The following is a 26,999-nucleotide window of genomic DNA, read 5'->3' on the forward strand; positions in this document are numbered from 1 at the left end:
CTCATCCAATCTGCCGCCCAGTCCTCAATCCAGCAACTCGCAATCAGACGCTTTGTCGATACCAGCGGCTCTCGACGCAGTCTCGGAACAGGGTGATCAGCTGCCCGTCGCCGGGGTCGACCCGGTAGTAGGAGCGGGCCACCGGCTTGGGGAGCCACCACAGGTCGAATGCCCACCGGTCGTCGATGCGGGCCACTTCCCTCCAGCGCCGGCCCGCCCGCAACGACAGCGGCTCGCCGTCGGCGCTCTCGCGCACGTCCACCGGCCTCGGCGTCAGCAACGGCCTGATGATGTCCTGGGCCGACGGGTCGATGGGCATTTGGAGGAACCGCATCTCCGGCACCGGATGCCACGGCGCCACCCCTGCGATCCGGTACAGGGCGTGGCCGCCGCCCATCAGCGGTCGCAGCCGGCGGTCGGCCTCCACCAGCCGCCCCAGCCGGTCGCGGCGCGCGTCCTTCAGCAGCGTCAGCTGGGCGACCGAGTGGCCGGTGAAGTCCGACAAGGTGAGCGTCACATCTTCGACGGGACGGCGGGGCGGGTCGGCCTCCAACCGGTGCCGGACCAATTCGGAGGCCCGCTCCCACCCGCCGACGGGCTGTTTGAACCGGGCACTGTGCTCCCACACCGGCCAGCCCGGCGCCTCGCACAACAAGTGCGCCGACCCGGCGCGGCGTCCGTTTACTTCCGGCCGGGCGAATGCCCGCAGCAACAGGGTCTCGACCGCCATCAACAGAGCCTCCAGGGATATGGAGTGCAGGGGCAGCGAGATGCGCTCCACTACCGGCTCCTCACGCGTTGCCGGCACCACGGGGGTGTCGTCGATGCCGTTGCACAGCGACCACGCCCTCAAGCCCTCGCGGCCGAACCGGTCGGAGAGCAAATGCCCGCTCACCGAGGCAACCGCGCCCATGGTGTGCAGGCCGAACCGGTGCAGGTCGCCCCTCATGGCGGCCGAGACGGGAAGCAGGTCGATGCTGTGGGGGGCGAGGAAAGCGCCCACATCGTCGCCCACCCCGCAGGCGCCCGGGCCCCGGCGGGTGCGGGCCGCGACGAAGGCGGGGAACTTGGCGTCTGCTGTCCCCGCCCGAGGGCTCAGCCCGGCGGGAACCGCGCTCATCAACGCCGAGACCGCGCCCGCTTCGCTGCCGTACAGCCCTTCCAGCCCGTCCAACCGGACATAGGCCGTGCCGAGGTCAGCCGCCTCCACCCGGCCGCTCACTTGTTGCAACGCCGCGACCATGCGGCTGAAAACTTGGCGATAGCAGGGCTCGTCGGCGTCCAGCACCACGGCCCCGGCGTGGTGCGACATCGCCTCCTCCAAGGTCATGCCCTCCCTCACCCCAACCGCGGCAGGGAAGCGATCGACAACCAAACTCCTCGCCGCCGACGGATCACCGTCGACGATCAACACGGGGCGGTCGGCCAGATGGCGATGCCGGCCCATCTCCACCCTCGCCCTCAAATGCGTGGCCAGCACACAAGCAACCCTCACAGGGCACCCGTGCAAAGCTCGCGGCAACTACACAGGACAACCTTATTGACGCCAGTGACACATTCGACCCGAGACGGCGCGCCCTTCATCTCGCGCCATCAGCCTGCCCGATCTCAGAGGATGTCGTTTCGTTGCATCCGGCTTGCTGGATATGCTTCTTCTTGTGGAGCTCACCACGGTGATTGAGACGCGGGCCGGTGTTCGCAGCGGCAAGCCTTGCTTCATTGGCACGCGGATAGCGGTTTACGATGTGCTGGACTACCTGGCTGCGGGAATGACGCCGTCAGAGATAGCTGGCGACTTCCCTGAGTTGAGCGAGCAGCATGTCCTAGCCGCCATCGAGTTTGCCGCGCTGCGCGAGCGGCGTCTTGCAACTCCCGCGTGAGGCTGCTTCTCGACCAGAACCTGTCACGCCGCCTTGTGGAAATGCTGGAGGCTGAGTATCCCGGGAGTTGTCACGTTGCCGAGATCGGACTCGATGCCGCAACCGACAACACCATCTGGGAGTACGCGCATGATCACGACTTTGTCATCGTTTCGAAAGACTCCGACTTCCGCCAGCTCGCATTCCTACTTGGGCCGCCTCCCAAAGCCATCTGGTTGAGGGTCGGCAACGCTACGACGCTCGAAGTCCTTGAGGTCCTCCAGCAGCATCGGGATGTGATCACCGAATTTGGCGCGAACGACCAGGAAGCCCTGCTAGTCCTACCTTCTGTGCAATAGTTCCAAACCTGACGGGGGACGTTGAGGGCAAAGGCGAAGACGAGAACTTTTGGCTCAGTACCCCGACCTCTACCGTCTCTGTGAACTACCCCGAAGAGAGGGACTAGGTAGTTGCGCAGCGCTGGGGCCCTGCAAAACGGAGTGTGGAATCGCTGCAAAGTGGAGTTTGTGCGACACGCCTATGACCGGCAAGGCCATGGAATCGCTGCGCGCCGTCGGTTCACAGATCGACACCACCCGACGCGGAGAACCAGCCCGTCTCATCGTACTCACCGCATTCGGACACGGCTATCAGACCGACGACGGCATCGCCGTCGTCGGTCTGATAGCTCTCAATCCTTGATCCAGCGCCGCCTCAAGCGACAAGACTGGACTTGTTTACTAGGAGCGGGAAAGTGGTGGCACTAGCTCCACTACTTCGTCGGCGAAATAGCGCAAGTGGCCAGCGACGCTGCCGCTGTTGGCAACAACAATGGTGCTCAGCCCCGCTTGACCCGCGTCATATGCAATCTCCGCGAATATGCCATCGCCCGAGCCAATGACCAACCTGTCAAGAGTCGACAGGTCGAGGCTTCTAGCTCGGTCGAGCAATGCCCGATCAGCACCATCCTGTTCCCGTCCTGAGACGACATACTGGCAATACGACTTGCGGCGCACATGCCACGCCAGACACTTCCACAAAGCCTTGTTCGAGGCGATGTAACCCAAGTCCCCCGGCTTGAATTTGGCAGCTTCCAAGAACCGGTCGAACTGCCTTGTTGCAAGACTTCCGTCTGTTGTTCCAAGCGCCAGATTCTCGATGTCGGTCAAGAGAAGTGATCTGGGTATCTGGCTATATTTTATTCTATTTTGATTATTATGAAGCTGTTTGTATTTTTGATGTTCTTGTTTCATGCTCAGAGCTTACAACGCTTCGGGCTCTCTGGCTGAGGAAAGCGAAGATCGTCAGTGGGCATGTTCCAGTTGCTTGGCAGGGGGGGCAAGAAAGCGGACAACACGATCTAACGTGGTGCCGGTGAGTGATTCGACTGGGGTGCACTGGGGGCAGCTTGAGGTGCAGGTTCCTGAGCTAGCCGGGGGGATTCGGTTGCGGTTCGAGAGCCATATCCATGCTGTGCTGGGCACGCTGCATCGAGATGGGTCGCCTCGGCTGTCGGGGATGGAGGCACCGATTCGCGATGGGCATCTGTGGCTGGGGATGATATCGGGTTCGCGCAAGGCGACGGATTTGCTACACGACCCGAGGTTCTCGCTCCACAGTTCACTGGACACCGAGGAATTGCCCCTTGGCGACGCCCGCATCGACGGCCGAGCGGTGGTCGCCACCCCTGAGGAAGTTGACCTGTTCGTAGCCAGCCACCGAATGCCCATCGACAATCCTCACGACACGATGGCCCTGTTCACCGCCCACATTTCCCGCGCCACGCTGATCCGCGTTGAGGGCCAAGAACTACTGATCGAGACCTGGACCCCGTCAGACGGCCTCCGAGGGATTCGTCAGAGCTGAGATGGCCTACACTCCACTCGCTGTCAAAACCGGTTGAGCTTCCCGGCCCCTTTGAGGGTCTAGCCCTGATTGTTGGGTCTGTCAGTTTTTTTGTGTAACAGGTCGTGATGGTTTTCATTTGATGTGGTCGGCGATCCGGTCGCCGTAGTGGATGGTCAGTGTGTTCAGTATGGCTTTCCAGCCGTTGGTCTTGCCGGTGAGGTTGCTGCGGTTCTTTCGTTTGGTGGTGGCGACAAGGTAGAGGATTTTCATGGCGGCCTGCTCGTTGGGGAAGTGCCCTCGGTGGCGTACCGCTCGTCGGAACCTGGCGTTGAGGCTCTCTACGGCGTTGGTATCGGGTATGAAATCTGCGGCGTCTCGGGCGCTTGCTGCTTTGGCCGGTAGGGTCTGGGTTGCCGGGTTCGGGGTGCTGAGGAGGAACAGCTAGGGCAGGCCGTCCTTACACAGTGAGCTGCGAGCTCGTGTTAGTACTTGGCCGCCCCTGCGACTGGCCCGGCTGCGCTGTGAGCGCGAATCCGTTTTTGTCGTGTCCGCCCGGCGGTTCCTCATTGATGTCTGAGAGGAGCTGTCATATGCGGTGGATTGGGATGGACGTGCATCGTTCGTTTGCGCAGATCGCCGTCGTCGAAGCGGGGGTGTGCCGCGACGAGGGGAGGATCGGTGTGCGTCCGGAGGACCTGCGGGCTTGGGCGGAGGAGTTCTTGGAGCCTGGCGACGAGGTGGCTTTGGAGGCGACGACGAACTCGGACGCGATCGCGGTGATGCTGCGCGGGGTCGTGGCCCGGGTGGTGGTGTCGAACCCGCGCAAGACTCGGGCGATAGCGGAGGCGAAAGTCAAGACCGACAAGGTGGATGCCCGCATCCTTGCGCAGCTGTTGGCGGCGGATTTCTTGCCGGAGACGTGGGTGGCCGACGACCGGACCCGCCGCCGCCGGCGTCTGGTCGCCCAGCGGACAAATCTGGTGAAGCAGCGGACCAGGCTGAAGAACAGGGTGCATGCGATCCTGTCGCGGAACCTGGTGGCGACGTGCCCGCACTCTGATCTGTTCGGAAGCGCCGGCCGCCGCTGGCTCGCCGGCCAGGACCTGCCGGGCGACGAGCGGCGCAGCGTCGAGGCGCTCTTGCGCCAGATCGACTTCCATGGCGCAGAGCTCACCGAGGTTGAGCAGGACATCGCCGCCGACGCCCTGGATGATCCGGTGATCGCCCGGCTGATGACGGTGCCGGGGATCAACGTGACCGCGGCGATGTCGATTGTTGCCGCGGTCGGCGACTTCTCACGGTTCGAGTCGCCGGACCGCCTGGTGTCCTACCTCGGGTTGAACCCGAGGGTGTCCCAGTCGGGAAACAGCCCGGCCGCCCACGGGCGGATCACCAAAGCCGGACGCGGCCAGGCCCGAGGCATGCTGGTCGAGGCAGCGTTCTCCGCGGCGCGAGCCCCCGGGCCGCTGCGGGCGTTCCACCGGCGCATCCATCAGCGCCGCGGCTTCCAAATCGCCACCGTCGCCACCGCCCGAAAAATGGCGGTGCTGTGCTGGCACCTGGTCACCAAAGGCGAGGACTACGCGTTCGCCCGCCCCAGCCTGGTCGCGCACAAGCGCCGCGGCCTCGAGCTCGCCGCCGGATCCGAATCCCGCCGCGGGCCGACCGCCGGGCCGTCGCGGGACTACCACATCAAAGAGCTGCGAGACGCCGAGAAAGCCCTCGTCGAGCAACAAGAGCGGGCCTACGAGGTCCTCGTCTCCCACTGGCAGCCCCAAAAACCCGCACCCCCTGCTTGACAATTGCATCCGTGGTGTAGACCACCCGGCGCAGCTCGGCGGGGAACTCCAGGAACGGTGTGAACTCGTCCCAGCTGTTGCGCCAGGCTCGGATCATGGCCGGGTAGGTGTCCTCCCAGTCTTGGGCGAACGCCTCGAAGCGGGCCTCGGCGGCCCCGACGGTGGGGGCGGTGTAGATCTCCCGCATTGATCGGGTGATCGGCCCCCAGTGCGTCTTGGCCGCGTAGCGCAGGCTGTTGCGGACCATGTGCACCACGCAGGTCTGCACCGTCGCCTCGGGCCAGGTCATGCGGATCGACTCCGGCAGGCCCCTCAGCCCGTCGCAGCACACGATCAACGCGTCGGCCAGGCCCCGGTTGCGGAGCTCGCCCAGCATCGCCGCCCACTGTTTGGCGCCCTCGCCTCCCGATGGGCCCAGCCACAGGCCCAAAACGTCTCGCTCGCCAGCCAGATCCACGCCGATGGCGACATAGACGGGCCGGTTCGCGACCTGCGAGTCGCGGACCTTGACCACTATCGCGTCGATCAGCAGAACCGGGTACACCGCGTCGAGGGGCCGGTTCTGCCAAACGGCCATGTCGGAGACGATCTCGTCGGTGATCTTGGAGATCGTCTCCCGGCTCACCGACGTGTCGTAGATCTCTTCGAGGTGCGCCTGGATCTCGCCGGTGGTGAGCCCCTTCGCGTAGAGGCTGATCACGTTGCCCGACAGGCCGTCCAAGCGGCGCTTGTGCTTGGGCACCGCGACGGGCTCGAAAGTCCCCGCCCGGTCACGGGGCACCCGAAGGTCGATCTCGCCGATCTCGGTGGTGACCCGCTTGGGCGAAGAGCCGTTGCGCGAGTTCCCCGACCCGCGGCCCTCCGGAGCGTGGCGCTCATAGCCCAAATGGCCGGCCATCTCGACCTCCAACCCGGTCTGGAGGACCTGGCGTACCAGCCCCGTCAACAGCCCGCCGTCGCCGGTCAGCTCCACGCCCTCGGCGCGGGCACGCTCGACCAACAGCTCGGCCCAGTCCTGCATCGCCGCCTCACCGGCGGCCTCGTTCGCCGGCACAGCCGGCATATCCTGATCAGTCACAGACATGATCCTTCCCGGCCCGCAGCACCAAACCGCGGACCCTCAGATCACGCCCGATACACAAAATTCCTGACAGTCCCCCACCCGCCCAAAGCAAATCAGGAATTCTCATGAACAATCAGGGCTAGCTGGAGTCAGATGCAAAGCGAGACAATCAACAACCACGCAGCGTTCATCTGGTCGGTGGCCGACTTGCTGCGCGGCGTGTACAAGCCGTCGGAGTACAGCCGGGTCATCCTTCCGCTGACGGTGCTGCGTCGGTTGGACTGCGTGCTGGAGCCCACCAAAGAGGAAGTGCTGGCCGCGGTGGGGCGCCTGCCCGACACGCTCCAAAACCGCGATCCGCTCTTGGCCAAGTTCGCGGGCTATCCGTTCTTCAACACCTCCAAGCACTCCTTCGCGACGCTGCTCGGCGATCCCGACAACGTGGCCGCCAACCTGCGCAACTACATAGCGGGGTTCTCCGAGTCGGCCCGCGACATCGTTGACAAATTCAATTTCGACGTGCAGATCGACCGACTCGACGACCGCAACCTGTTGTACCTGGTGGTGTCGAAGTTCGCCGATCTCGACCTGAGTCCCGAGTCAGTGTCCGAACTCGACATGGGCTACCTCTACGAGGAGCTGATCAGGAAGTTCTCCGAGCTCTCCAACGAGACCGCTGGCGAACACTTCACCCCCCGAGAGGTGATCCGTCTGATGGTGAACCTCTTGTTCCGAGAAGACGACGAGCTGCTCACCAAGCCGGGGGTGGTGAAGACGCTGCTTGACCCCGCCTGCGGCACCGGCGGAATGTTGTCGGTGGCCGAGGATCACCTGCGCAACCTCAACCCGCAGGCTCGACTGATGGTGTTCGGCCAGGAGGTGAACGCCGAGACCTACGCCACCTGCCGCGCCGACATGTTGATCAAGGGCCAGGAGGCCTCCAACATCAAGTTCGGCAACAGCTTCGACGACGACCAGCACCAAAACGAGCGGTTCGACTACCTGCTGGCCAACCCCCCGTTCGGAGTCGAGTGGAAGATGGTGGCCGACAAGGTGAAGGATGAGCACGCCACCCAGGGCTTCGCCGGCCGCTTCGGCGCCGGGCTGCCTCGCATCAACGATGGCAGCTTCCTGTTCTTGCAGCACATGATCTCGAAGATGAAGCGTGTCGAAGAGGGCGGTGCCCGGCTCGCCATCGTGTTCAACGGTTCGCCACTGTTCACCGGTGGCGCCGGTTCGGGAGAGTCGGAGATCCGCCGCTGGATTATCGAAAGCGACATGCTCGAGGCGGTCGTCGCGCTCCCCGACCAGCTATGAATCACCCCGTGTTTTGTGGAGGCTCTGTTCCTTGAGAGGATGGAGCAATGCCAAATCATGGGAGATATCCCGCCGAGTTGCGTGAGCGGGCGGTGCGGATGGTGCTGGACAACGAGCGGCATCACGGGTCGCAGTGGGAGGCGGTCTGCTCGGTCGCTGACAAGCTGGGCCCGTCGGCGGAGACGGTGCGCAATCAGGTGCGCCGAGCGGAGGTCGACGGCGGGATGCGCCCGGGGGTGACGACCGCGGAGCGCGGGCGGCTCCAAAAGCTCGAGCGCGAGAACCGCGAGCTGCGCCGGGCTAACGAGATATTGAAAGCGGCGTCGGCTTTCTTCGGGGCGGAGCTCGACCGCCAGTCCAGGCTGTAGTGGCGTTCATCGACGCCTACCGGCACCGGTTCGGGGTCGAGCCGATCTGCGCGGTGCTCACAGAGCACGGCGTCGGGATCGCCCCGTCCACCTACTGGGCGGCCAAAAAGCGGGCCCCGTCGGAGCGTGCTTTGCGCGACGCCCGGCTGCGCCCGGTGATCGCTAGGGCGCACAAGGCGAACTACGGCGCCTACGGCGCGGCCAAGGTGTGGGACCACCTAAACCGCGTCGAGGGCGTGCGGGTGGCCCGCTGCACCGTCGAGCGGCTGATGGGCCAGATGGGCCTGGCGGGCGCCCGCCGGGGCAAAAAGCCCCGCACCACCACGCCCGCCGCCGGCGAGATGCCCGAGGACATCGTGAACAGGGACTTCGGCGCCGACGCCCCGGATCGGCTGTGGCTCGCTGACCTCACCTGGGTGCGGACCCGCTCCGGCTGGGTCTACATGGCGTTCGTCGTCGACGCCTACTCCCGCCGGGTCCTGGGCTGGCAGGCGTCGCGCTCTTTGCGCACCGAGTTGGCGCTCGACGCTTTGGACATGGCCATCGCCGCCCGCCGGCGCTGCGGCCACAGCATCGACAAAGCCGTCCACCACAGCGACCGCGGATCGCAATATGTGTCGATCCGCTACAGCCAGCGCCTCGACGACAACGACATCGTCGCCTCGGTCGGCAGCAAAGGCGACAGCTACGACAACGCCATGATCGAGAGCTTCAACGGCCTGTTCAAATGGGAACTCATCTACCCGCACGGCCCCTGGCAGGGACAAAGCGACGTCGAGTTCGCCACCCTCGAATACATCGACTGGTACAACAACCGACGCAGCCACAGCCAACTCCTCAAAGGCCGATACACCTACACCACCCCCGCCGACCACGAAACCGCCTACCACAACAACACCACAGCCACCCCGGCCGTGACCCAACAAAAACAGTCTCTACCAAACCCGGCGTGATTCAGTGGGGCTGGCAGGCGTGGAGGAGTTGCGGGGTTGTGGGCCACCAGTCGAGGAGGCGCAGGGTCTGTTTGCGGGAGGAGCGGACGAGGCGGGCGGGTGCGTGCCATAGCTGCCATCTGAGGCGTTTGGGGGCGGCTTGGGCGAGGGGTCCGGTGAGGCGGAGTTGTTGGAACCATCTAACGAGCGCCAGGCTGAGCGCGACGAGCTGCGCCCATGCGGCGTTGGCTTCGTAGTCGGTGAAGGGCATGCGTTTTAGGCCGGAGTCTTTGAGGTCTGCGATGGTGTTCTCGATGCGGGCGTGGGCTCTCATGTGGGCGTCGAGTTCGGCGGGGCCGCCTTCGGCGTCGGTGTAGAACCCGCGGTAGCGCCGGTTGCCGGAGTCGAACAGGGTGCGCTGCGCGCCGGGGTGCAGCGGCTCGCGGCGGGCGATGAAGCGGGTGCCGGCGGGCCAGCCGGAGAGGTCGACGCTGTCGGTGAGGTCGGCCACCTGGGCCCGCCTCGAGGGCTCGCCTCCGGCGCCGAGCGCCGGCTGCCATGCGCCGGCGTCGAAGCGGTTATGGTCTATGGCCGCTTCGACCTGGTGGTTCGAGCGGGCTGTCATGAAGAACCCGATGTTGCGGGCCCGGCAGGCCTCGGCGATGCCGACAGAGCAGCCCGCCGCGTCGACCCGCAGGTGCACCTCGCGCAAGGGCGCCTGCCCGTCGCCTTCGCGGTGGCCCCCGGCGACGGCGGCGGGGAGCTGCGCGATGGCGGCGTCCAGGACCTCTATGTGGTCGCAGATGTCGTTGGCCGCGGCGTTTCCCGCCCGCAGCTTGATCGACAACGGCTCGCCCTCTGAGGTGGCGCACAGCATCGGGTGGAACCCGAACCCGCCCTTGAAGTGCGCAGCCGCGCCCTGCTTGTTCTCAGAGTGCACCTCCACCAAAGTCGAGTCGATGTCCAAAACCACCGGACCGGACCCCTCGCCGCGGCGCTCCCACACCCCGGCCCGCACACCGGCCACCGCCCCCAACAGGCCCTCCACCACATCAGGGCCCAAACCGCGCAGCGTGCGGTACAGGGTCGAGTCAGACGCCACCTCGCCGAACAGCACCGGCTGCGCCCTCAGATGCTCGATGTCGCTGCACGCCTCCCCGCCACCGGCCAACATCAACAGCAAATGCGCCAGCACCTTGCCCCGGTCGTGCGACGGCGCCCGCTCGCCGCCCGGCGGCACCGCCGCCGACAACGCCTCCCCCAGCCCCAAACCGTCGGCGAAACGCCCCAAAGCGAACAAACCAGAATGCGCCGCCACCTGACCGCCGCCGCCTTCCACCCTCACATCGCAAGTGCTGCTAGCCTGCATCTCGGAGATGCCCCTCCCTGTGGAGCCGATACGTGCCCATCAACACACATCGTCCCACACCAGAGGGGCTTTTCCGCGGACGCGCACCCCCCAAACACCACACCCCATGAACAATCAGGGCTAGTGGTGTGTCGCGGGTTTGTTTGCGCGGTTGAGGGCTGTTTGTGCTCGGCGGGTTTTGGCGATGATGGGTTCGGCGGTTTTGGTCCAGCGCAGGGGTTTGGGGTTCTGGTTCCAGTGTGATGTCCAGGTGTCGATGGTGTCCTCGAGGTCTTTGACCGAGGTGTGGGTCCGGTGTTTGAGGGCTTTGCGGGTGAGTATGGAGAACCATGTTTCGACGAGGTTGAGCCATGACGCGGATGTGGGGGTGAAGTGCAGGTGCCAGCGGGCTCGTTTGGGGTGGGCGAGCCAGTCTTTGACGGGTTTGGACTTGTGGGCTGAGAGGTTGTCCAACACGATGTGGATGTCGAGGTGGCGCGGTGTGTGCAGGTCGATCCATTTGAAGAACGCGAGCACGTCTTTGCCGGTGTGGCGCTTTCGGGTCTGGTGGAGCACCTCGCCGGTTGAGACGTTGAGGGCGGCGAACAGGTCGAGGGTGCCGCGTCTTTTGTAGTCGTGGGTGAGGGTGCGGGCCCGGCCGGGTACCATCGGCAAAGACGGCTGGGTGCGGTCTATGGCCTGGACCTGGGTCTTCTCGTCGAACGCGAACACCGCGGCGGCCTCGGGCGGGTCCAGATACAGGCCGACGACGTCGACGAGCTTGGCCTCGAAGCAGGGGTCTCGCGACAGCTTGAACACGTCTGAGCGCCACGGGCGCAGACCGTTCTCGCGCCACACGCGCGCCACGATGTCCTTGCCGACGCCGTGGCGCTCGCCCATAGAGCGCGTCGACCAGCACGCCGACCCGTCCGGGGGCTCCTCGAACAGCGTGTCGGACACGATCTCCGACTCCCGGGCCGCGCCCAGCGACCGGGCAGGCCCCCGGCCGCCCGCAACAGTGCCCAGCCACCCCAGCCCCCCGGCCTCGAACCCGCGCCGCCACGCCCGCACCGTGTTCGGAGCCACCCCGCAACGCCGCGCGATCTCCTCATTGGCCAAACCATCGCAAGCCGCCAGCAACACCCGCGCCTGGCGGGCCACCCGATGCGACACACACCCCGAGCGCGCCCAGCGCTCCAACACCTCCCGATCCGCATCCGAGACCCCCAACGCAACCGCAGCCGAAACCATCCCCCCACACTACACCACCCCGCAACACAACCAACGACACACCACTAGATGCGCTCGCGGAGCGACGACAAGCTCTAATCACGGAGTTGATAACTGGTGAGATGCCAGTGCCCATGATGAATGGTTGAGTCCTATGACTGAGAGAGGTAAAGGAATATGTTGCCTCAAAGAATGTATTGACAGTTACATTGGCAAGAGCCTGTTGAGTGCCTGAAAGATCATTTCAAACCGGTCGAGCGTGCGGTTAGATACTTGGAGTGTTCTCGTGTTCTCCGAGAAATAGCGGGCAGGCCGGTAGTGATTGAACTTTGAGCTATTGGGAAGAGGAGTGTTCTCAAAATGCTTTTCTAGGCGTGAAATGATCCGCTGGCCGATCTTAGGCAGATCGTCGTCTCTGATGTTCGTTCTGAACTCAGCGTTGACCAAATTAAGATAGAAGTCGAACTCGAACAGGTCCTCGATGTCTGCCTCATCTGCTTCCGTGAAGTCTGCGAAGGTAAATACCTGGTTCTTTTTAAGCAGCTTCTCCTTGTACAGGTTCTCGATTATCTGTCTATCTTTTTCCTGGAAATCAATGAGCACTGCCGTGTTCATACCGGACTGCGCTCCGATGAGGGTCACGAACGTCGGTATCTTGCCAGACCCCCCGACCGGAGTGATGGTCCATTCTGGGCTGAGGCCTTCTCTTCCGGCAGCGTGTAAGGCTCCGGAGACCGTCTGGATGTACAGCAGGTCGGACACTCCCTCTACGACGAGCGAATTTGGTCCGATGAAAAGGGTCTGGTGAATTTCATACCCAAGGGCCCCCTGCAATGGGAACAGGCTATCGGGTGTGGCGTTGAGCACCTCTGTCAGCACCTTTGTGCCTTCTTGCTCGGTGCTGAGTCGTTCTGATCCATCTTCAATGCTGAGGTCTTGGACGATGCGGACTCGGTCGAACCGGGAAGGGTCCACCATGAACGGAGAGTGGGTCGTGTACACCACCTGATGATGGGGAACCAGCTCCTCGTCGAAGTACCTAAGCAAGTCCTCTTGGGCTTTCGCGTGGAGGGACAGGCCTGGTTCGTCTAGGAGGAGTATGAGATTCTCGCCCTTGCTGCGCAGTTGCGAATACCAGGCGAGGAAGGAGAAGAACCACACGAAGCCACGCGACCGGGACCCCACTGACGTGGTCACCATGTGCCGGATGTCTTCCACCCTGCCCCAGATATTCGTGCCAGAAATCATTCCGGGCGGGTCGTTGGGCTGGGCCGCCCGAACGTCGAATTTCATCCGCAGATGGCGGTTCTGAGACCAATGGTCCATGACTTGTCGAGTCAGATTGTTTCCTGCCCCCTCCAGCCGTGCTACGAGCGTCTGGGTGTTCCCGGGGTCAAGCATCTGGTTGAGGTCCAGCCTGGCCAGCTCTATCAGACCGAGAAGTGGGTAGTCGGAATCCAAGAGGGAGCCTTCGTCTCTCCGGCCTCGGATTGCTTCGAGGTTGTCCTGGCCCGTCATCTGGTAGTACTCGTCGAAGTAGAGGAACTTCGGCAGCCGCTCTTCCAGGAACCGGTCATACACGTAGCGGGCCAGGCCCTGTTCTTGGATTCCTTGCAAGGCTGCCCGCAGAGCCGTCTCCGGATCCCTCGACGTTCCTTCCTCGAAGTGAGTGAGCATCTCATCCAAGTTCTTGGACTTGCTCAGAGCTTCGGCGAGCGTGGACGGCAGGTCAGCCGACCCCACGAGGTGTTCGATGGCTTTTTCTGTGTCAATGGCAAGGGACTCCACAACGAGTTTGTTGTCGAACCCCTTGCTCAGGACCAGTGTCGGGGAATCATCCACCAGCCACGACTTCCCGAACGTATATTCGACCCCCGCCACGTCCTCGTCATCAAGTAGGAAAGTCGCCCGTACAACCTGGACGTGCTGGCGTCTGCCTGTGGTGACCTCGGCCTCGTAGGTGGACACATCGCGTCTTGGATAGTCGTCCATCACGCTGTACTCAGCGTCAGCGGGATTAATCGGGTTCAGCCGATAGAGGGCCTTGAGCAGCGCGGTCTTTCCCGCTTCGTTCTTGCCCACGAGGCATGTCACGTCGCCGATGTTGAATGCTTCAGAGTCTCGGACGCTTTGAAAGTTCTGAACCTGTACTTCGACCAGCTTCATGTCTCCTCCACCTGGCGGGCTAACTGTTCCATGTTACTTGTGCCTTCTAGAAACCTGGCCGCTTCCCAAAGACCAGCCTTACGAAGTTGCCCAGCTACCGATATTTGCACCCGGCGCACGGCTGTCACGAAAAGGACGACACTGCGCTGGTGGATCGGTCTCTTTGCCGAAGCGGCAGCGGGAGGTTCGGTTGTATCGGGGCCAGGTGCCGTCGCCGGGCCGGCCGACGGTGGCGTGGCGTGAGGACCGGGTCCGGTTTTGGGAGGCGATAGCCGGCGAGGCGAAGACCGAGGCGGCGGCGGTGGCTGGGGTGTCGTCGCTGGTTGCGTTCCGTTGGTTCCGCCACGGGGTCCGGTCACCAGCACTGCCGGAATGTCCACCGGTCGCTCCGCTGGCATCGACTGCTTGAAGGGGAATGTCACAGTTGTAATTTTACGGCCTCCGCTGACAGTACTCAACAGTGGTAGGTGGAGACCACAAGCTGCGAAGCCTGCCACCGGGCCGACCCGGTGGAGGTCCTCGGCGACCTGCTTGGGGACAGCGGTGCCCTGTGTCCATGCCGCGCTCCAGCCGACGCCGAACCAAAGACGCCACCGACTGCTTGGCCGCGACTTGCGCGCTGGCATGCGGTGTGGGTGACGAAGGAGGCTGTCGCACGAGAGCGTGTAGAAAACTCTTACGGCGTGGGGCTGTACTCAGGGGTCGGGGTCGATGACCGTGGGAAATGTCCTCCTCAACAAGTTGGTGAGTGCAGGGAATAGGTTCATTCCCATGAGGGTTGGGCTTCGTCGCGGAGAAGCTTTGAAAAAGATGCTTGAATGATAGAATGTTCACCTATAGGGTGAAGATGTGAAGTATGAGATTGATTTTCGAGAACGACGACCTGCGGCGGCTGTACGAGGAGCCGGACTTCGTGCTGTCCAGGTTCGGCTCGGATGTTGTGAAGGCCTTCCGGAAGAAGGTGGGGTTTCTTGCGGCGGCTGAGTCTGAGTCTGATCTTCGGAACTACAAAGCGCTGCGCCTCGAGAAGCTCCGAGGGGGGCGTGCTGGCCAGCATTCGATCCGGCTCAATCGCCAATGGAGGCTCATCCTGCGGATTGAGACCGATGCCGAAGGCCGCTTGCTGGTCATCGTCGAGATTGTTGACTATCACTAGGGAGGAGATTCATCAAGATGGCTAGAACCTATATTCCGGCTGAGGTTTTCCCCGCTGGCGAGTATCTCCGCGACGAGCTGAGTGAGCGTGAGTGGACGGTCACTGAGTTCGCGGAGATACTCGGTCGCCCGATTCAGGCTATATCGGAGATTCTGAACGGGAAGAAGGAGATCACCACCGAGACAGCGATTGTCTTTTCTGAGGCACTCGGCACCACTCCTGAGCTTTGGCTGAACCTCCAGACCGCGTACCGCCTGCACATGCGGCGATCAACCGCGAGCCAAAACGATCTCACCCCGGTTGCTCGACGAGCTCGGCTCCGGCGGGCAATCCCCCTAGCCCAGGTGAGGTCTCGGGGATGGATCCCTGAGGCAGCTGACCTCGACGCGACCGAGTCGGCTGTGTGCGACCTACTGGAAATCGGGAATCTGGATGAGCGCCCGCAGTTTGCCTTGGCAGCAAAGCGCTCCAATTCTGCTGATCCAATCAGCATTGAGCAGGCTGCTTGGCTTGGGTATGTGCGGCGAATGGCTGAAGGCCAGGATGTTGCTGCATTCGATATCGAAGGGCTGAGGCAACTTGCGGGGCGCCTCCCCGGGACCGTCAAAGACGGTCCCGGGGAACTGGTGAGGCTTCCGACACTGTTCGGGGAGTGCGGTGTCTGCTTGGTCTTTGCAGAAGGGCTTCGGGGGGGCAAGCTCGATGGCGCTGTGACCTTCCTCCCAGATGGTCGTCCCGTGATTGGGCTGACAACGCGAAACAACAGATTCGATAGTTTGCTCTTCGCTCTGCTGCATGAGTGCGCTCATCTGGTGCTGGGTCACATCACCCCGCAGTCTGGTGCGATCCTCGACGACGACCTCATGGGCCCCCAGAGCGATCCCGATGAAGTGGCGGCCAACGAGCAGGCCATTGCGTGGCTCTTCCCCGACGGTTTTGACATCACATCGATCTCGGTGCCGGCAGTCGTGCAAGCAGCATCGCGGTACAACGTGCATCCAAGCGTTGTCATTGGGCGTATCCAACACGAATCCCAGAAGTGGAGCCTTTACCGCGACCGAATCCCAAAGGTCCGTCTCGACCTCCAAGATGCAGGACTCCTCTCATGACTACGACCGCTGAGTGGAGACTTGGAGATCGTCCTGCGACCTTCTCGTTTTATCTCACCGCTCATGCCTGCAAGAAGAACCCTGCGGCAGCCATTCTTGCGGCAGAGATGGCTGACGCGATCACGATTGCGGATGCCAAAGGGCCTGAAGTTGCTAAGCGGCTACGCGATGCTGGCCTTGAAGCCCCAATTCTATTTGATGGGATGGGGTACAAAGAAGAGGTAGAGCTCCGGCCAGAGGTCTGGGCACGACAGCAGGTGGAAGCTGGGGCAGCTCATATTTTGCTGCCTGGAGAATTTATTCCCTGGGATAGGGACTCTGACGCTGTCTTGACTGACATAGTCAGAGAACAAGGCCACATTGCTGCGGATCTGGATGCGATGATGCTAATTGCAACCGATATTCGATGGGTCGCCAAGCGGACACAATTGGTAGTAGATGCTCTGCGTTCGACAAGTCAAAATGTTGCTCTAGTCCTTGCGCATAGAGCTGATCCGCTTTCAGTAGCTGGTGCGGTTCCTGGTCTACGACGTGTTGCCTCAAAAATAGACGGTCTATTTCAACTTCGAGGTGACCATGGAGCGATCGGTTCTGCTGCGTTTGGAGCGGAGCACGCTTCCATCGGTCTCATGACCTCAACTCGTCACTACGCAACTGCAGCAATGCGCCCTCGCCGTCGCCCCGGGTCATCTGCGCGGCTCTTTGTTCGTCCGTTGCTTGACTGGTTTCTAGCCAGTGATGCAGCGGGATGGACAGCAGCCGGAGGCAACGTGGACTGCTCTCTACCATGCTGTGGTGGAAACTCGCTGAGCCGATTTCTTGATCCCGATCTTGATGCCAGATGGCACAACATGAATGCTCTGGCTGACTTTGCAAGCTATGTACTCAATGCGGCACCTTCTGATCAACCTACTGTGTTTGTTGAGGCTTGTCGGGGTGCCGCTTCCCAGTATGGTCTTGCCGGCTTTCAAGGGCCTGAGAGCCCCAAGTCTCAACTTACGAGCTGGGCTCTTTCATAGAGGTAGTGCTTGTAGGCCAATTCCGCCATCCACCACCGGTAGACGCTCGGCACTCCGACCTCAGCGGGACTCGCTGGAACGATGACCCGTGGGCCAGCTTTCTCCTCTACATCTATGATACCGACGCCCCATTCGCGGGCTAGGCACTCAATTGGCCAAGGAACTGTCCCGTTCGATTCATGGGTCAGGACGAACCGCTGGACAATCGGTGTGAACTTAATCGCTCGGTGAACAGACCGGTCAACGCTAGGGCCGTCAAACGCAACTGATCGTAGAGTTCCAGGTGGGGCATAGACTCGCCAGAAGCCGCAGCCGGTTTCTATAGCAGAGTGAGGGGCCATACGAAGTCGCTGAACCTTCACATCAGGCAGTGCATTGCTGGGCACGAAGCCTCCAGAGGGTAGCGACCAGAGGCCGTGCAGGAGAGCCTTCGAAGTGATGGCACCGACCCCGATCCCTTGCCTTCTCTTGTGCTCACTGGGGTCGAGTTCAAATGCTGCCAACATCTTGGACCCCTCGATGGAGATGGACACGACTGGGGAGCCGGTTGTCAGTTCAATCGCTTCGACCGCATGGTCAGGTGCCGCTGTAAGCATCACACCCCCCTTCCGCGTCCTATCGAGTCCCTGAAGTGTTGTCTGGCACTTGGTGTCGGTGCCAATCCACTTCTTCGCATAGCAATTCCGGGACTTGGCTTCAGGGTGGCTTGCGAACTGCGTGGATGGTTGGGTGAGATCGGTCATGGTGGCCGGTCATCGAGCAGTAGCGACAAGGCACTCCTGGCGACGAGCCGGCTGTGCCACAGCGATTGCACCGCTGGCTACCTCCCTTAGTGGGCGGTGCCGGGCTCAGCCTGGCCTTCATGAAGGAGATGGGGAGGACTGATGGGGAAGCGCAAGACCACTGACTTTCTGGATCACCTTCGACCATGACGCGAGGAAGCAGATCAGCCTCGATGAGTTTCGCAATACCGCTCAAGCCCTCAAGGCATACAGCGAGCGCGAGGAGCAATATCGGGACAATCCTCGTGTGGAGGTCGTTCTGCTTGGTGCGGAATCCGTAGACGCCATCAAGGTCACCCACTCCAACTACTTCGACGACACCGCCGCCGCCTTGGGCAACCTGCTCGTGAGTCTGGGACTGGAGCCGAATCCGGTTCCCCGCTCCTGACCTTGCTGCTAGGTGGTATTCCGTACTATCCCGAGGGACTGATCCGATGAACGCCCAGCCCGCTGTCGCACCGCAACCTGACCCTCTTTTGCAAGTTTTGCAAAGTGGGCATACTGCCTCCCTGGGGCAAGGACATGGCGTCTGCGTCTTTGACCCTGATCCCATGAGGTGCCTCTAGCGGCTGCCGCTGAAGGGGACAGGCGACAGCCTTGAGATGGTGGCTGACCAGGGGGTACTTCGGAAGGGTGGGGGAGGTGTCCACCCGTTCTGAGTTCCGAGTCGGGACTGTGCTCAACGAGGAGTCGCCTGCTGCGCGCGTGCAAGATCACCCCCTCTGGGGTTAGCCTAGGTGTGTACACGCACCACCTAGAGGGACCCATCCCATGCCCACCTTGTCTGAATCCAGTACCGACTCAGCAATGACTGAGCGGCCTGTGGCGCTTGCGGAGCTTGATGACAGCGTCGGTAGCGGCCCAGAGGTGCCTGAGGATGAGGTCGCTGTGCGGTACTACAGCGATGAGGCGCTTCTGTCAGCCATCCGGTTGCGCCGCAACGGCAGCTCCGCCGACTAGCCACCTTTTGAGGCAGTGCCTACTCATGATGAGACCAGCGCGTTCATACGCGACTACGAGGGCTTGACGCAGCAGCAGCGAGACAGATTCGATGACAAGCGCCAAGAGTTCATTGAGGATCTGCTGGTGATGGAGAGGGATCCGCGCAAGAGGTTTCGAGCGGCTCTCCGAGTCAAGAAGGTGCAGGGAGCATCAGGGTTGTTCGAGATGACATGGGCTTCAGACGGGCGGGCGATCTTCTCGATGGGCAGGCCAGTGGTCCAGGGCAAGCGCCACATTGTCTGGCATCGTGTCGGGGATCACAGCATCCTGCCCTAGCGGAGTACGGGGAAGCGGGCCCTGGCGCGGCATAAGGTGTCGGGGATGTCTCGACCGCATGAGGGGTGACGGCTGATGCTTGCTGTTGAGGCAGCTTTTGAGGAGCACATCGCATCGTGGCTGGTGGAGCATGGGGGCTATCGACGGGTCAAAGTCGGAAGTGCCGGAGGTGAACCGCCTGAATTTGACGTTCAGGCGGGGGTGGACACGGCTGATCTGTTCGAGTTCCTCGGGGCGACGCAGGCGGCTGATTGGGAGCGTCTGGTGGATTCGGCTTACGGGGGCGATCCGAACCAGGCGCAGTCGGGGTTCGTGCAGCGGTTGGCGTCGGAACTGGACAAGCGGGGAACGGTGGACGTTTTGCGCCACGGGGTGGTGGACCGGAACATCAAGATCCGGCTGGCGTACTTCAAGCCGGCCCAAGGGCTGACACCGGAGCTGGCCCAGCGGTATGAGGCCAATGTGTTGTCGGTTGTCCGGCAGCTTCCGTTCGAGCCGGATACGTCCCGGACCGTTGACTTGGGACTGTTCGTCAATGGGATTCCGGTGGCCACGGCTGAGCTGAAGAATCCGCTCACCGGCCAGACCGTCGAGAACGCCATTGCCCAGTACCGAACCGACCGGCCCCACAACAACAGAACTATGGGCCGGCTGGGCATGGTTCATTTTGCGGTCGACCCCGCATCGGCGGCGATGACCACTCGGCTGGCTGGCACCCGCACCCGGTTTCTGCCGTTCAATCGGGGTCACAATCTGGGTGCTGGCAACCCGCCCAATCCTGACGGGCACCGCACCGCGTACCTGTGGGAGCGGGTGTGGTCGCGCGATGCCTGGATGGACATTCTGGGCCGCTTCATCCATGTGGAGAAGCCCTCCCGTGGCTCAAGGGCTCGTCCAGAGGTGATCTTCCCGAGGTTCCACCAGTGGGATGCGGTGCGACGATTAGAAGCCGATGCCAAAGAGCGCGGTGCGGGCCACAACTACCTTGTGCAGCACTCGGCGGGGTCGGGCAAGTCGAACTCGATCGCCTGGCTGGCGCACCGGCTGTCGTCGTTGCACACTGACGACAGCGCCCAGGTGTTCAACAAGGTGGTGGTGATCACCGACCGCATTGTCCTCGACCGCCAGCTTCAGGACACGATCAGCCAGTTCGAACACGCCCTCGGTGTCGTGGAGCGCATCGACGAGAATTCGGCGCAGCTCGCCGCGGCGCTAGCTGGCGAGCAGGCCCGCATAATCGTCACGACATTGCAGAAGTTCCCGCTCATCTTCGACAAGATCGAGTCGTTGCCCGAGCGGAACTACGCGGTGATCGTCGACGAGGCCCACTCATCGCAGACTGGCGAAGCAGCTAATGAGTTGCGTCGGGCACTGGGCTCGGCACACCCCGAGATCGACACGGATATGGAAGCGGGCGAAGTAGAGGCGCTGCTTTCCGCAGCGGTGGCCGCTCGCGGCCGCCAGCCCAACCTGTGGTTCTTCGCCTTCACCGCCACGCCCAAGGGCCGGACGTTGGAGCTGTTCGGCGAGGTGGGCGAAAACGGACGGTACGAGCCCTTCCACTTGTATCCGATGCGCCAAGCCATCGAAGAGGGCTTCATCGAGGACGTGCTGGGCGGCTACCTGACCTACAACCAGTACTTCCACTTGGAGAAGGCAATCCTCGACGACCCCGAGTACGACACCGGCAAGGCCCGAACTGCGCTGGCCAGGTTCGTGACCCTGTATCCCGACAATCTGGCGCAGAAGGCGGAGATCATCGTCGAGCACTACCGCACCTAGATCGCGAGGCAGGTTGGCGGCGAGGCTAAAGCGATGGTGGTGTGGTCATCGCGGCCCATGCGGTGCGGATGTGGGAGGCGCTTCGGGGCTACGCCATCAACCTGGGCTATGACCTCGGTGTGCTGGTGGCTTTCTAGGGCGAGGTTGAGGGACTCACCGAGTCAAAGGCCAACGGATTCCCATAATCCCAGACCGCGGAGCGGTTCGACACCGATGAGTGGCAGATAATGGTGGTGGCCGAGAAGTTTCAGACCGGCTTCGACCAGCCGAAGCTCACAGCCATGTACGTAGACAAGACCCTCACCGGTTTGGCTGCGGTTCAGACCCTGTCGAGGCTCAACCGCATCCACCCCGACAAGTCGGGCACCTTCGTGATCGACTTCGTAAATGATGATCATCAGATCGGCGAGGAGTTCGCGGTGTACCACGGCAAGACCGTGGCCCCGCCGACCGATCCGAACCTGTTGTTCGACACCCGGCGCGAGCTCGATGCCTTCGGCATTCTCGACACTGGCGAGATACAGCGAGCGGCGGTGCTTTTAATGGGGGAGGGAAACCACGCACAGATCGACGCCCCCCTCCAGCACGCTGTGGACCGGTTCAGGGCGTTGTACGACGACGACCAGGAATCATTCCGTGATTCGCTGGCCAGATTTGTGCGGGTGTACGGGTTCTTGTCGCTGGTCGTGCCGTTCCGCAACCCCGAGTTGGAGCGCGACTATTTGTTCTGCCGTGCATTGGCCATGCTCATCCGGGATCGGGACCCCGGTGAGAGCATCAACTTGGGCACAGAGGTGGAACTCACCCACCTACGGCATGAAATTGGGTTTGAGGGCTCAATCTCGCTGCCCGATGGCGAGGGGGAAGTTGCCACCATCTACTCCGGGACCGGTCCGCTCAGCGACCCTGAGGAAGAACGCCTGTCCCAGATCATCGCCCGCCTCAACGAGCGCTTCGGAACCGATTGGACCGAAGAAGACCGCTTGGTGTTCGAGGCCGCCGCCGGCGATCTCATCTCAGACGTCGAAATCCAGAACCAAGCTGTAAACAACGACGAGGCCACCTTCCGTACCTACGTATTCCCCGCCCGCTACGAGAAGGCCCTGTTGTCGCGGATCGACCGAAACAGCGACCTCATATACGCCTATCTCGACAGCAACGAGCTCCAGGCCGAGGTAATGGACATTTTCGCTGTAAATGTCCAGAGGCGCGCCGCGGTGGCCAGGCAGCGGACCTGCCCCATCGGCGATCTGCTCGGGCCAGATCGAGAGTCGCTGTTCTTGGAGTACAAGTCCACTCTCCGCTGGGACATCCGAGAGCAGCGAAAGAGAGGCATCCCCGAGGACGCCGTGATCAAGACCATCGCTGGCTTCGCCAACTCCGAGTACGGCGGCACCCTACTCGTCGGCGTGGCCGACGACGGCTCGGTCCACGGACTGGAAGACGACTACGCCACCTTCTCCAAACGCGGGGAGCAAGGCGACCAAGACCTATGGGGCCAGCACCTACAGAACCTCATCCGCAGTCGGCTGGGGGATGCTGTCATCGACCTTATCGCCTGGCAATTTCATACCATCAACGGCGATCATCTCGCCCGTATCAGCATCGACGCATCAGGTTTCCCAGTCCTTGAGCGCATAGGCGAAGAAGAGATCTTCTGGCTCAGAACCCCGACTTCCACAGTTTCAGTAAGCGATCCCCAAGAAAGGGACCGAGTTGTCGCCCGCCGTTGGGCAAATTCAGAAAGTAAACAGAGTTCGATTGATGGTTGATTGCAGGAACCAATTTCGGAAGTCAGTTCCAGATAGTGGCATCTATGGTTACACTGCCGTCAGGCAGATCGTGATGTTGAAACGCGGATTCGGCCTGATGAGAACCAATGAACAAGAAGTACTGCGAGATGAACGATCATCTCCGCTCTCTTTGGCGGAACTTCTAGTAGATCGTCAGCATCACCATGGCGGAGTTGGGTCTCCCATACCAGTTTCAACATGTCTACAACAGCACTAATGTCATCGTCACCCTCTGCGTCAAAATCGGTAATCCATTTGGAGGGTTTCGCTTCAGCAGCTCCAATGATCTTTCCAAGTGTCGCCTTTTGGTCATTTGGTATGAAAATGGGCTTGGCAATGACTTCCAGAGCCTTAGTTGACTCAAAGCAGGCATCATTGGGTTGGGGATTACGACCAAATGCATAAGCTACTGCCCGACGTATGTGGTCGTATACTCGGCCCCGCGAGCTGAGAGCATCATCAACTAGGTTTGAAAGTTCTGGGGGTTGGCGGCGCTGAAGCTGATATCTACCCTGGTCGTCGCGGCCCACGTCGTAGATGCTGCGAGAGTCGTCGAGATAGCTTTTGACTTCTCTCCAGTCATGCCACTCTCCTAGTAGGTAGTCCACTGCGTCTAGCAGGAAACTGTCGCCTTTCAAAAGGGCTTGCAGCATCTCTGTCCGAACGTGAGGCAACACCTGGTCGTGGCGTCTCTCGAATTGATTTACGGTCTGCTTGTCACGGAAGCCTTTGTCGACAAAACCGAGCAGAGAGTATTTCAGGGGTTCAGAGAGTTCTTCCTGGAGCGTGAAATACTCCTCAACTTGGTCGGAGTTGTTGCGCTTGGAGAGTGGCGGTCTGTGCATTCTTGGGTTCCTCACTCTGGTGTGCTGTCTCTTGGATGGCATCTGGCTTTGTCAGTTTCGGTCCTCAGATGGTTTGGGTGCCGTCGACTCCTAGGGCTATGGCGAGGATGATGGCGATGCCGCCGAGGAGGCGGGCGGTTACTGACAGCAGGGGGGTGGGGGTGGCGCGGAGCCAGAGGAGGGCGGCGGTGAGCGCGGCGGCGAGGATCACGCCGGCCATGGTTCGGACGGTGCCGTCGTGGGCGGCGGTGGCTAGGACGAGGGCGACGAGCTGGGGGGTGAACAGGACGGTGAGGGCGATGAGGGCCACCTGGGTACCGGCTCGGGGCTCATCGGTTACCGGTCGGGCGGGGAACACCATCCACCGCACTCCGGCTATTGCGAAGGGCACGGAGGTGGCCAGGCGCCAGGTGCCTGTTGTCACCGACAAGGCGTCGAGGATTGGTTCGGCCAGGGCGGCGATCACCCACAGTGCGCCCACCGCCGCGGCCACGGCAAGTGCCACACGGGGGCGCCACTGGTCCCGGTTGGAGGGGCGCCAGGCCATGCTCAGCGCCCCTGCGGCGGGGTTGGCGGCGGCCAACACCATCAATATCACCGGTCCGAGTCCGCTCATGGTCTTGTTGCTTTCATGGCTTGTTTCCTCCGAGGTTGAAACTGGCATCGGCCATCAGCAGGCCGGAGACGGCGTGCTGCTGGTCGTCCACCCTGGTTAGGTCGTCGTAGTACCAAGCGCCGTCGGCGTCCTGGGCCTCGGCCAAGCGGGCCGCCCCGCACTCCAGCCGGTACCGCAGCGGAGCGTCGGCGAGGCGGGGCTCGTTGAGCCACAGCCACTCCAGGGCCCCCAGCCCCTCAAGGATGGTCCCGTAGCCGCCGCCTCGGGGCATGGGCAGATGTGAGATCTCGGCCACGCCCTCGCGCTGGGCGTCCCAGCGGATCATCTGGCTGAACCGACCGGCCAGGCGCCGGGCGTAATCGAGATGGTGGTCTTCCAGGCCCCACTCGGCCATCTCTCCCAGTGTGTAGGCCGCCCACTGGTCGGGCCATGGCGGGGGCCACAGCTCCTCCAGCTCATCTCGCTCGGTGGCCAGGTAGTCCATGATGGCCCATACCGGGGTGTCCCACCCCTCGCCGGGGAAGGCCTCGTGCATCAGCGCCAAGCCCCAGGCGGCCTCCCCGGTGGCGAATCGGGACCGCTGCCCGGGCACCGGCGCGCCAGACTTGGGATCCCAGAAGTTGAGCATCCCCCCGTCGGGGAGCTGCTGGCCCACCAAGAACCGGCCCAGCGCCCGCATCTCGTTGTCGAAGCCAGGGTCGCCGGTGAGGATGCGCCGATGGGCCAGCGACACCAGAGTCAGCGAAGCGGTTCCCGTCTTCACCGGGCCCCGGGGCGACAGCGCGGGTCCCATGCCCCCGTCGCTGGTGACCACTGCCCGCTCCAGCAGGTAGTTCATGCCTCGATCAGCGGCCTCAACCACTTGGTGATTGCTGCCCTGCTGCGCGATGGCGAGTTGGTAGAGCGACATGGTGCCCCCGGCATGGCGGACCAAGTTGTAGCCCGGCACGGCCGACTCGGTGCGCCGGTCGTATTCGTACAGGTAGCGCCCGGAGGGCTCCTGGGTGCGAACGATCCAGTCGGCTCCGGAGTCGATGGCTGCTTGGCCATCGCCGGGGGAGTATTGCGGGCACACCTCGGGCGCGGCCAGCGTCACCCGCAGCAGGCCGGCAGTGACCACCCACACCACCACCCAGGCGATGAGCCGGCGGGTGGCTCTACTGGATGGCAGCGGCCGCAGCGACGACAGGGCGCTCATGGGTGCCGCCAGAACCGGGAGACAAGGAACGTGGCCGGTAGGCGGGTCCTCACGAACTGGCGGGCTTGTTGGCCCTCAAGCACGGTGCCGTCGCGATCGACCATGCGCCACGATGCCCCCGGCACCACGGTGATGTCGAACCGGGCCATCCAGTCGAACCACTTCACCCAACGTCTGGGGGTAACCAGGGTGCGATCGCGGGTAGACGGAATGGCCCAAATGGCCAGGGCGCCGATGGCGATCACGCTGAACACCTCCACCTGGGCGCTCACCTCGATGCCCACATGGAAGGCCACCGCCACCCACACCGCGGCCAATCGGGTTCGGCGGAACCAAATCCCGAAGGCGATGAACAGCTCGGTGGCCACCGCCACCGGCGACAGCACCCACTGGAAGGCCCGGGCCGTCAACACCTCCAATATAGGATCGCCCAGAGTATTGCCCAGCACGTCGCGGGCATCGTCTTGGTAGCGCAGAGTGCGGTCGTGCATCACCCGGCCTCCCACCCAGTCGGGATCGATCAACTTGGAGAACCCCGAGGCGAAGTAGATGGCGGCGGCCTCGAAGCGAAGCAGCCACACCGGCCACACCAGGGCCCGGTCATCAGGAGGTTGGCGGCGGCGGGCATCAAGCGACAGCGCTCGGCCGTTGTCGCACAGGGCCACTCCGGCCAGAAGGATGATCAAGAAGGCCCGGTTGTGGCGGAAGTGGGTCTCCGACAAGAAGAAGTTGTAGGCCACCACTGCCAAGGTCACCCAGGTGGCGGCTCGCGACCACAGGCCCACGGTCATCAGCACCGCGGCGGCCACGCCGATCCACAGCAGCGCCACATACAGCCCCGCCGGAGCGTTGGGCACCCAGGGCCACCACTGCTGCTGGAACACGTCGATGTAGGTGACGCCGTCGAGAGCAGCGGCTAGAAACGGGCGCAAATGCCAGATGACTGACGGGCCCAGCACGATGCGCACCACTGCCACGGCCCGCATACTGGCTGGCTCGTCGAACACCTCGGCGAGCCACCGCTGGCACCGGGCCCCCCAATCGGCGGTCGTCGGGGGAGAGGTTGGGGCCGTCATGGTTCGGCCAGTTCCCGGTTGTGGCTGCGAATCACCGTGACATGGGGTCCCCGGGCGTTGCGGTAGTAGGTGACGGTGGCCTCCAAGTAGAGGGTCTCAGTGTCGTTGGGGGTGTTGTCGGCCATCCAGTCCAGGGCGTGGTCCAAGAAGTCCACCACCGCATCCACCCCGGAGAAGGCGTGGCGCTGGCGCCAGGGCCCCTGCAAGGCCCGCCAGCCGATCAGCTCATCCCAGTCATAGCCCTCCCACCGCCCATTGGGCACCCCCACCCGCTCGCCGTCGGGCAGCACCCGCGCCAGTTCCACCGCATAGGTGCTCGACTCGTTGAATGGCTGGAAGGCGAAGTAGTTGTGGGGATCCCGGTAGCCGTTGGCCACCAGCCCGAGTTGGACGACCACAATGGCGGCGGCGAACC

The 26,999-nt window shown here is 62.7% G+C and carries 25 protein-coding genes, 4 pseudogenes and 1 other annotated feature; of the genes and pseudogenes, 16 read left to right on the forward strand and 13 right to left on the reverse strand.

What is annotated here, in order from left to right; genetic code table 11:
- Positions 1 to 43: 43 nt before the first annotated feature.
- Complete coding sequence (locus ACOGXA_RS17940) at positions 44 to 1,480, reverse strand: DNA polymerase Y family protein (protein ID WP_419925206.1); 1,437 nt, start codon at positions 1,478 to 1,480, stop codon at positions 44 to 46.
- Positions 1,481 to 1,658: 178 nt separating this feature from the next.
- Here ACOGXA_RS17940 and ACOGXA_RS17945 point away from each other — a divergent pair, with 178 nt between their 5' ends.
- The 3 genes from ACOGXA_RS17945 (at position 1,659) to ACOGXA_RS17955 (ending at position 2,561) form a co-directional block, all read left to right on the forward strand.
- A complete protein-coding gene (locus ACOGXA_RS17945; protein WP_419925207.1) occupies positions 1,659 to 1,880 on the forward strand; it encodes a DUF433 domain-containing protein in 222 nt (73 codons plus the stop codon).
- A complete protein-coding gene (locus tag ACOGXA_RS17950; protein WP_419925208.1) occupies positions 1,877 to 2,218 on the forward strand; it encodes a DUF5615 family PIN-like protein in 342 nt (113 codons plus the stop codon). The genes ACOGXA_RS17945 and ACOGXA_RS17950 overlap by 4 nt, the downstream gene beginning before the upstream one ends.
- 181 nt (positions 2,219 to 2,399) lie before the next feature.
- Positions 2,400 to 2,561 (forward strand): hypothetical protein, encoded by a 162-nt coding sequence (locus ACOGXA_RS17955; RefSeq protein ID WP_419925209.1) that lies wholly within the window; start codon positions 2,400 to 2,402, stop codon positions 2,559 to 2,561.
- 38 nt (positions 2,562 to 2,599) lie between these two features.
- Here the strand turns inward: ACOGXA_RS17955 and ACOGXA_RS17960 are convergent, their stop codons facing one another.
- Positions 2,600 to 3,112: a hypothetical protein gene (locus ACOGXA_RS17960; protein WP_419925210.1), complete on the reverse strand. Its 513-nt coding sequence runs from the start codon at positions 3,110 to 3,112 to the stop codon at positions 2,600 to 2,602.
- 121 nt (positions 3,113 to 3,233) lie between these two features.
- On the opposite strand from ACOGXA_RS17960, the gene ACOGXA_RS17965 reads away from it, so the two are divergent.
- Complete coding sequence (locus ACOGXA_RS17965) at positions 3,234 to 3,725, forward strand: pyridoxamine 5'-phosphate oxidase family protein (RefSeq protein ID WP_419925211.1); 492 nt, start codon at positions 3,234 to 3,236, stop codon at positions 3,723 to 3,725.
- A 114-nt stretch (positions 3,726 to 3,839) separates the two neighbouring features.
- Here the strand turns inward: ACOGXA_RS17965 and ACOGXA_RS17970 are convergent.
- A pseudogene (locus ACOGXA_RS17970) lies at positions 3,840 to 4,058 on the reverse strand (transposase); the annotation flags it as partial.
- 254 nt (positions 4,059 to 4,312) lie between these two features.
- On the opposite strand from ACOGXA_RS17970, the gene ACOGXA_RS17975 reads away from it, so the two are divergent.
- The gene (locus ACOGXA_RS17975; RefSeq protein WP_419926946.1) at positions 4,313 to 5,506 is read left to right on the forward strand and encodes an IS110 family transposase; all 1,194 of its coding nucleotides are present in this window, start codon (positions 4,313 to 4,315) and stop codon (positions 5,504 to 5,506) included.
- On the opposite strand, the pseudogene ACOGXA_RS17980 reads toward ACOGXA_RS17975, so the two are convergent.
- Positions 5,460 to 6,569 (reverse strand): annotated as a pseudogene (locus ACOGXA_RS17980) (IS256 family transposase); the annotation flags it as partial. The gene ACOGXA_RS17975 and the pseudogene ACOGXA_RS17980 overlap by 47 nt on opposite strands.
- 153 nt (positions 6,570 to 6,722) lie before the next feature.
- On the opposite strand from ACOGXA_RS17980, the pseudogene ACOGXA_RS17985 reads away from it, so the two are divergent.
- Together ACOGXA_RS17985 and ACOGXA_RS17990 are read left to right on the forward strand one after the other, a co-directional pair.
- Positions 6,723 to 7,883, forward strand: a pseudogene (locus ACOGXA_RS17985) (type I restriction-modification system subunit M); the annotation flags it as partial.
- Positions 7,884 to 7,933: 50 nt separating this feature from the next.
- Positions 7,934 to 9,207 (forward strand): IS3 family transposase gene (locus tag ACOGXA_RS17990; protein WP_419924226.1). Its coding sequence is split into 2 segments (ribosomal slippage): positions 7,934 to 8,213 and positions 8,213 to 9,207, totalling 1,275 coding nucleotides; the frame shifts between segments, so codons are not numbered across the junction.
- Positions 8,212 to 8,340 (forward strand) — a sequence feature (AL1L pseudoknot). Its footprint overlaps the gene before it by 129 nt.
- A gap of 1 nt (position 9,208) precedes the next feature.
- On the opposite strand, the gene ACOGXA_RS17995 is transcribed toward ACOGXA_RS17990, so the two are convergent.
- The 3 genes from ACOGXA_RS17995 to ACOGXA_RS18005 form a co-directional block, all read right to left on the reverse strand.
- Complete coding sequence (locus tag ACOGXA_RS17995) at positions 9,209 to 10,555, reverse strand: IS1380 family transposase (RefSeq protein ID WP_419925212.1); 1,347 nt, start codon at positions 10,553 to 10,555, stop codon at positions 9,209 to 9,211.
- Between the two features lie 120 nt (positions 10,556 to 10,675).
- Positions 10,676 to 11,785, reverse strand: a complete 1,110-nt coding sequence (locus ACOGXA_RS18000) for an IS630 family transposase (protein WP_419924512.1) — start codon at positions 11,783 to 11,785, stop codon at positions 10,676 to 10,678.
- A 183-nt stretch (positions 11,786 to 11,968) separates the two neighbouring features.
- On the reverse strand, positions 11,969 to 13,930 hold the full coding sequence (locus ACOGXA_RS18005) for an AAA family ATPase (protein WP_419925213.1): 1,962 nt from the start codon (positions 13,928 to 13,930) through the stop codon (positions 11,969 to 11,971).
- A 163-nt stretch (positions 13,931 to 14,093) separates the two neighbouring features.
- On the opposite strand from ACOGXA_RS18005, the pseudogene ACOGXA_RS18010 reads away from it, so the two are divergent.
- The 4 genes and pseudogenes from ACOGXA_RS18010 to ACOGXA_RS18025 all read left to right on the forward strand — a co-directional run.
- Positions 14,094 to 14,303, forward strand: a pseudogene (locus tag ACOGXA_RS18010) (IS30 family transposase); the annotation flags it as partial.
- A 483-nt stretch (positions 14,304 to 14,786) separates the two neighbouring features.
- Positions 14,787 to 15,086, forward strand: a complete 300-nt coding sequence (locus ACOGXA_RS18015; protein ID WP_419925214.1) for a type II toxin-antitoxin system RelE/ParE family toxin — start codon at positions 14,787 to 14,789, stop codon at positions 15,084 to 15,086.
- A 17-nt stretch (positions 15,087 to 15,103) separates the two neighbouring features.
- Complete coding sequence (locus tag ACOGXA_RS18020) at positions 15,104 to 16,195, forward strand: HigA family addiction module antitoxin (protein ID WP_419925215.1); 1,092 nt, start codon at positions 15,104 to 15,106, stop codon at positions 16,193 to 16,195.
- Entirely contained in the window at positions 16,192 to 17,214 is a 1,023-nt protein-coding gene (locus ACOGXA_RS18025; RefSeq protein ID WP_419925216.1) for a hypothetical protein, read from the forward strand. Before ACOGXA_RS18020 ends, ACOGXA_RS18025 begins: the two co-directional genes overlap by 4 nt.
- On the opposite strand, the gene ACOGXA_RS18030 is transcribed toward ACOGXA_RS18025, so the two are convergent.
- Positions 17,187 to 17,957, reverse strand: coding sequence for a hypothetical protein (locus ACOGXA_RS18030; RefSeq protein ID WP_419925217.1), 771 nt, complete (start codon positions 17,955 to 17,957; stop codon positions 17,187 to 17,189). The genes ACOGXA_RS18025 and ACOGXA_RS18030 overlap by 28 nt on opposite strands.
- Positions 17,958 to 18,243: 286 nt before the next feature.
- On the opposite strand from ACOGXA_RS18030, the gene ACOGXA_RS18035 reads away from it, so the two are divergent.
- The 5 genes from ACOGXA_RS18035 (at position 18,244) to ACOGXA_RS18055 (ending at position 22,828) form a co-directional block, all read left to right on the forward strand.
- Positions 18,244 to 18,384, forward strand: a complete 141-nt coding sequence (locus ACOGXA_RS18035) for a hypothetical protein (protein ID WP_419925218.1) — start codon at positions 18,244 to 18,246, stop codon at positions 18,382 to 18,384.
- A gap of 419 nt (positions 18,385 to 18,803) precedes the next feature.
- Complete coding sequence (locus ACOGXA_RS18040; RefSeq protein ID WP_419925219.1) at positions 18,804 to 18,956, forward strand: hypothetical protein; 153 nt, start codon at positions 18,804 to 18,806, stop codon at positions 18,954 to 18,956.
- Positions 18,957 to 18,971: 15 nt separating this feature from the next.
- Positions 18,972 to 19,274: a hypothetical protein gene (locus ACOGXA_RS18045; RefSeq protein WP_419925220.1), complete on the forward strand. Its 303-nt coding sequence runs from the start codon at positions 18,972 to 18,974 to the stop codon at positions 19,272 to 19,274.
- 75 nt (positions 19,275 to 19,349) lie between these two features.
- A complete protein-coding gene (locus tag ACOGXA_RS18050; RefSeq protein WP_419925221.1) occupies positions 19,350 to 21,056 on the forward strand; it encodes a DEAD/DEAH box helicase family protein in 1,707 nt (568 codons plus the stop codon).
- A 224-nt stretch (positions 21,057 to 21,280) separates the two neighbouring features.
- Positions 21,281 to 22,828, forward strand: coding sequence for an RNA-binding domain-containing protein (locus tag ACOGXA_RS18055; protein WP_419927013.1), 1,548 nt, complete (start codon positions 21,281 to 21,283; stop codon positions 22,826 to 22,828).
- Between the two features lie 59 nt (positions 22,829 to 22,887).
- Here the strand turns inward: ACOGXA_RS18055 and ACOGXA_RS18060 are convergent, their stop codons facing one another.
- From ACOGXA_RS18060 to ACOGXA_RS18080, 5 genes are all read right to left on the reverse strand, one after another.
- Positions 22,888 to 23,694 (reverse strand): hypothetical protein, encoded by an 807-nt coding sequence (locus ACOGXA_RS18060; RefSeq protein ID WP_419925222.1) that lies wholly within the window; start codon positions 23,692 to 23,694, stop codon positions 22,888 to 22,890.
- A gap of 64 nt (positions 23,695 to 23,758) precedes the next feature.
- On the reverse strand, positions 23,759 to 24,310 hold the full coding sequence (locus ACOGXA_RS18065; protein WP_419925223.1) for a hypothetical protein: 552 nt from the start codon (positions 24,308 to 24,310) through the stop codon (positions 23,759 to 23,761).
- A 13-nt stretch (positions 24,311 to 24,323) separates the two neighbouring features.
- Complete coding sequence (locus ACOGXA_RS18070; protein ID WP_419925224.1) at positions 24,324 to 25,508, reverse strand: hypothetical protein; 1,185 nt, start codon at positions 25,506 to 25,508, stop codon at positions 24,324 to 24,326.
- On the reverse strand, positions 25,505 to 26,584 hold the full coding sequence (locus ACOGXA_RS18075) for an HTTM domain-containing protein (protein ID WP_419925225.1): 1,080 nt from the start codon (positions 26,582 to 26,584) through the stop codon (positions 25,505 to 25,507). Before ACOGXA_RS18075 ends, ACOGXA_RS18070 begins: the two co-directional genes overlap by 4 nt.
- Positions 26,581 to 26,982, reverse strand: a complete 402-nt coding sequence (locus ACOGXA_RS18080; RefSeq protein ID WP_419925226.1) for a hypothetical protein — start codon at positions 26,980 to 26,982, stop codon at positions 26,581 to 26,583. The genes ACOGXA_RS18075 and ACOGXA_RS18080 overlap by 4 nt, the downstream gene beginning before the upstream one ends.
- Between the last annotated feature and the right edge of the window lie 17 nt (positions 26,983 to 26,999).

Origin of the sequence: Candidatus Poriferisocius sp., from assembly GCF_965208475.1 — a bacterium.
GTDB lineage: Bacteria > Actinomycetota > Acidimicrobiia > Acidimicrobiales > Bin134 > Poriferisocius.

Coding starts and splice junctions, on each gene's coding strand:
- ACOGXA_RS17955 (WP_419925209.1), top strand. CDS start 2,400: ATGACCGGCAAGGCCATGGAATCGCTGCGCGCCGTCGGTTCACAGATC.
- ACOGXA_RS17960 (WP_419925210.1), bottom strand. CDS start 3,112: ATGAAACAAGAACATCAAAAATACAAACAGCTTCATAATAATCAAAAT.
- ACOGXA_RS17975 (WP_419926946.1), top strand. CDS start 4,313: ATGGACGTGCATCGTTCGTTTGCGCAGATCGCCGTCGTCGAAGCGGGG.
- ACOGXA_RS17995 (WP_419925212.1), bottom strand. CDS start 10,555: ATGCAGGCTAGCAGCACTTGCGATGTGAGGGTGGAAGGCGGCGGCGGT.
- ACOGXA_RS18000 (WP_419924512.1), bottom strand. CDS start 11,785: ATGGTTTCGGCTGCGGTTGCGTTGGGGGTCTCGGATGCGGATCGGGAG.
- ACOGXA_RS18005 (WP_419925213.1), bottom strand. CDS start 13,930: ATGAAGCTGGTCGAAGTACAGGTTCAGAACTTTCAAAGCGTCCGAGAC.
- ACOGXA_RS18015 (WP_419925214.1), top strand. CDS start 14,787: ATGAGATTGATTTTCGAGAACGACGACCTGCGGCGGCTGTACGAGGAG.
- ACOGXA_RS18020 (WP_419925215.1), top strand. CDS start 15,104: ATGGCTAGAACCTATATTCCGGCTGAGGTTTTCCCCGCTGGCGAGTAT.
- ACOGXA_RS18025 (WP_419925216.1), top strand. CDS start 16,192: ATGACTACGACCGCTGAGTGGAGACTTGGAGATCGTCCTGCGACCTTC.
- ACOGXA_RS18030 (WP_419925217.1), bottom strand. CDS start 17,957: ATGACCGATCTCACCCAACCATCCACGCAGTTCGCAAGCCACCCTGAA.
- ACOGXA_RS18040 (WP_419925219.1), top strand. CDS start 18,804: ATGACTGAGCGGCCTGTGGCGCTTGCGGAGCTTGATGACAGCGTCGGT.
- ACOGXA_RS18050 (WP_419925221.1), top strand. CDS start 19,350: ATGCTTGCTGTTGAGGCAGCTTTTGAGGAGCACATCGCATCGTGGCTG.
- ACOGXA_RS18060 (WP_419925222.1), bottom strand. CDS start 23,694: ATGCACAGACCGCCACTCTCCAAGCGCAACAACTCCGACCAAGTTGAG.
- ACOGXA_RS18065 (WP_419925223.1), bottom strand. CDS start 24,310: ATGAGCGGACTCGGACCGGTGATATTGATGGTGTTGGCCGCCGCCAAC.
- ACOGXA_RS18070 (WP_419925224.1), bottom strand. CDS start 25,508: ATGAGCGCCCTGTCGTCGCTGCGGCCGCTGCCATCCAGTAGAGCCACC.
- ACOGXA_RS18075 (WP_419925225.1), bottom strand. CDS start 26,584: ATGACGGCCCCAACCTCTCCCCCGACGACCGCCGATTGGGGGGCCCGG.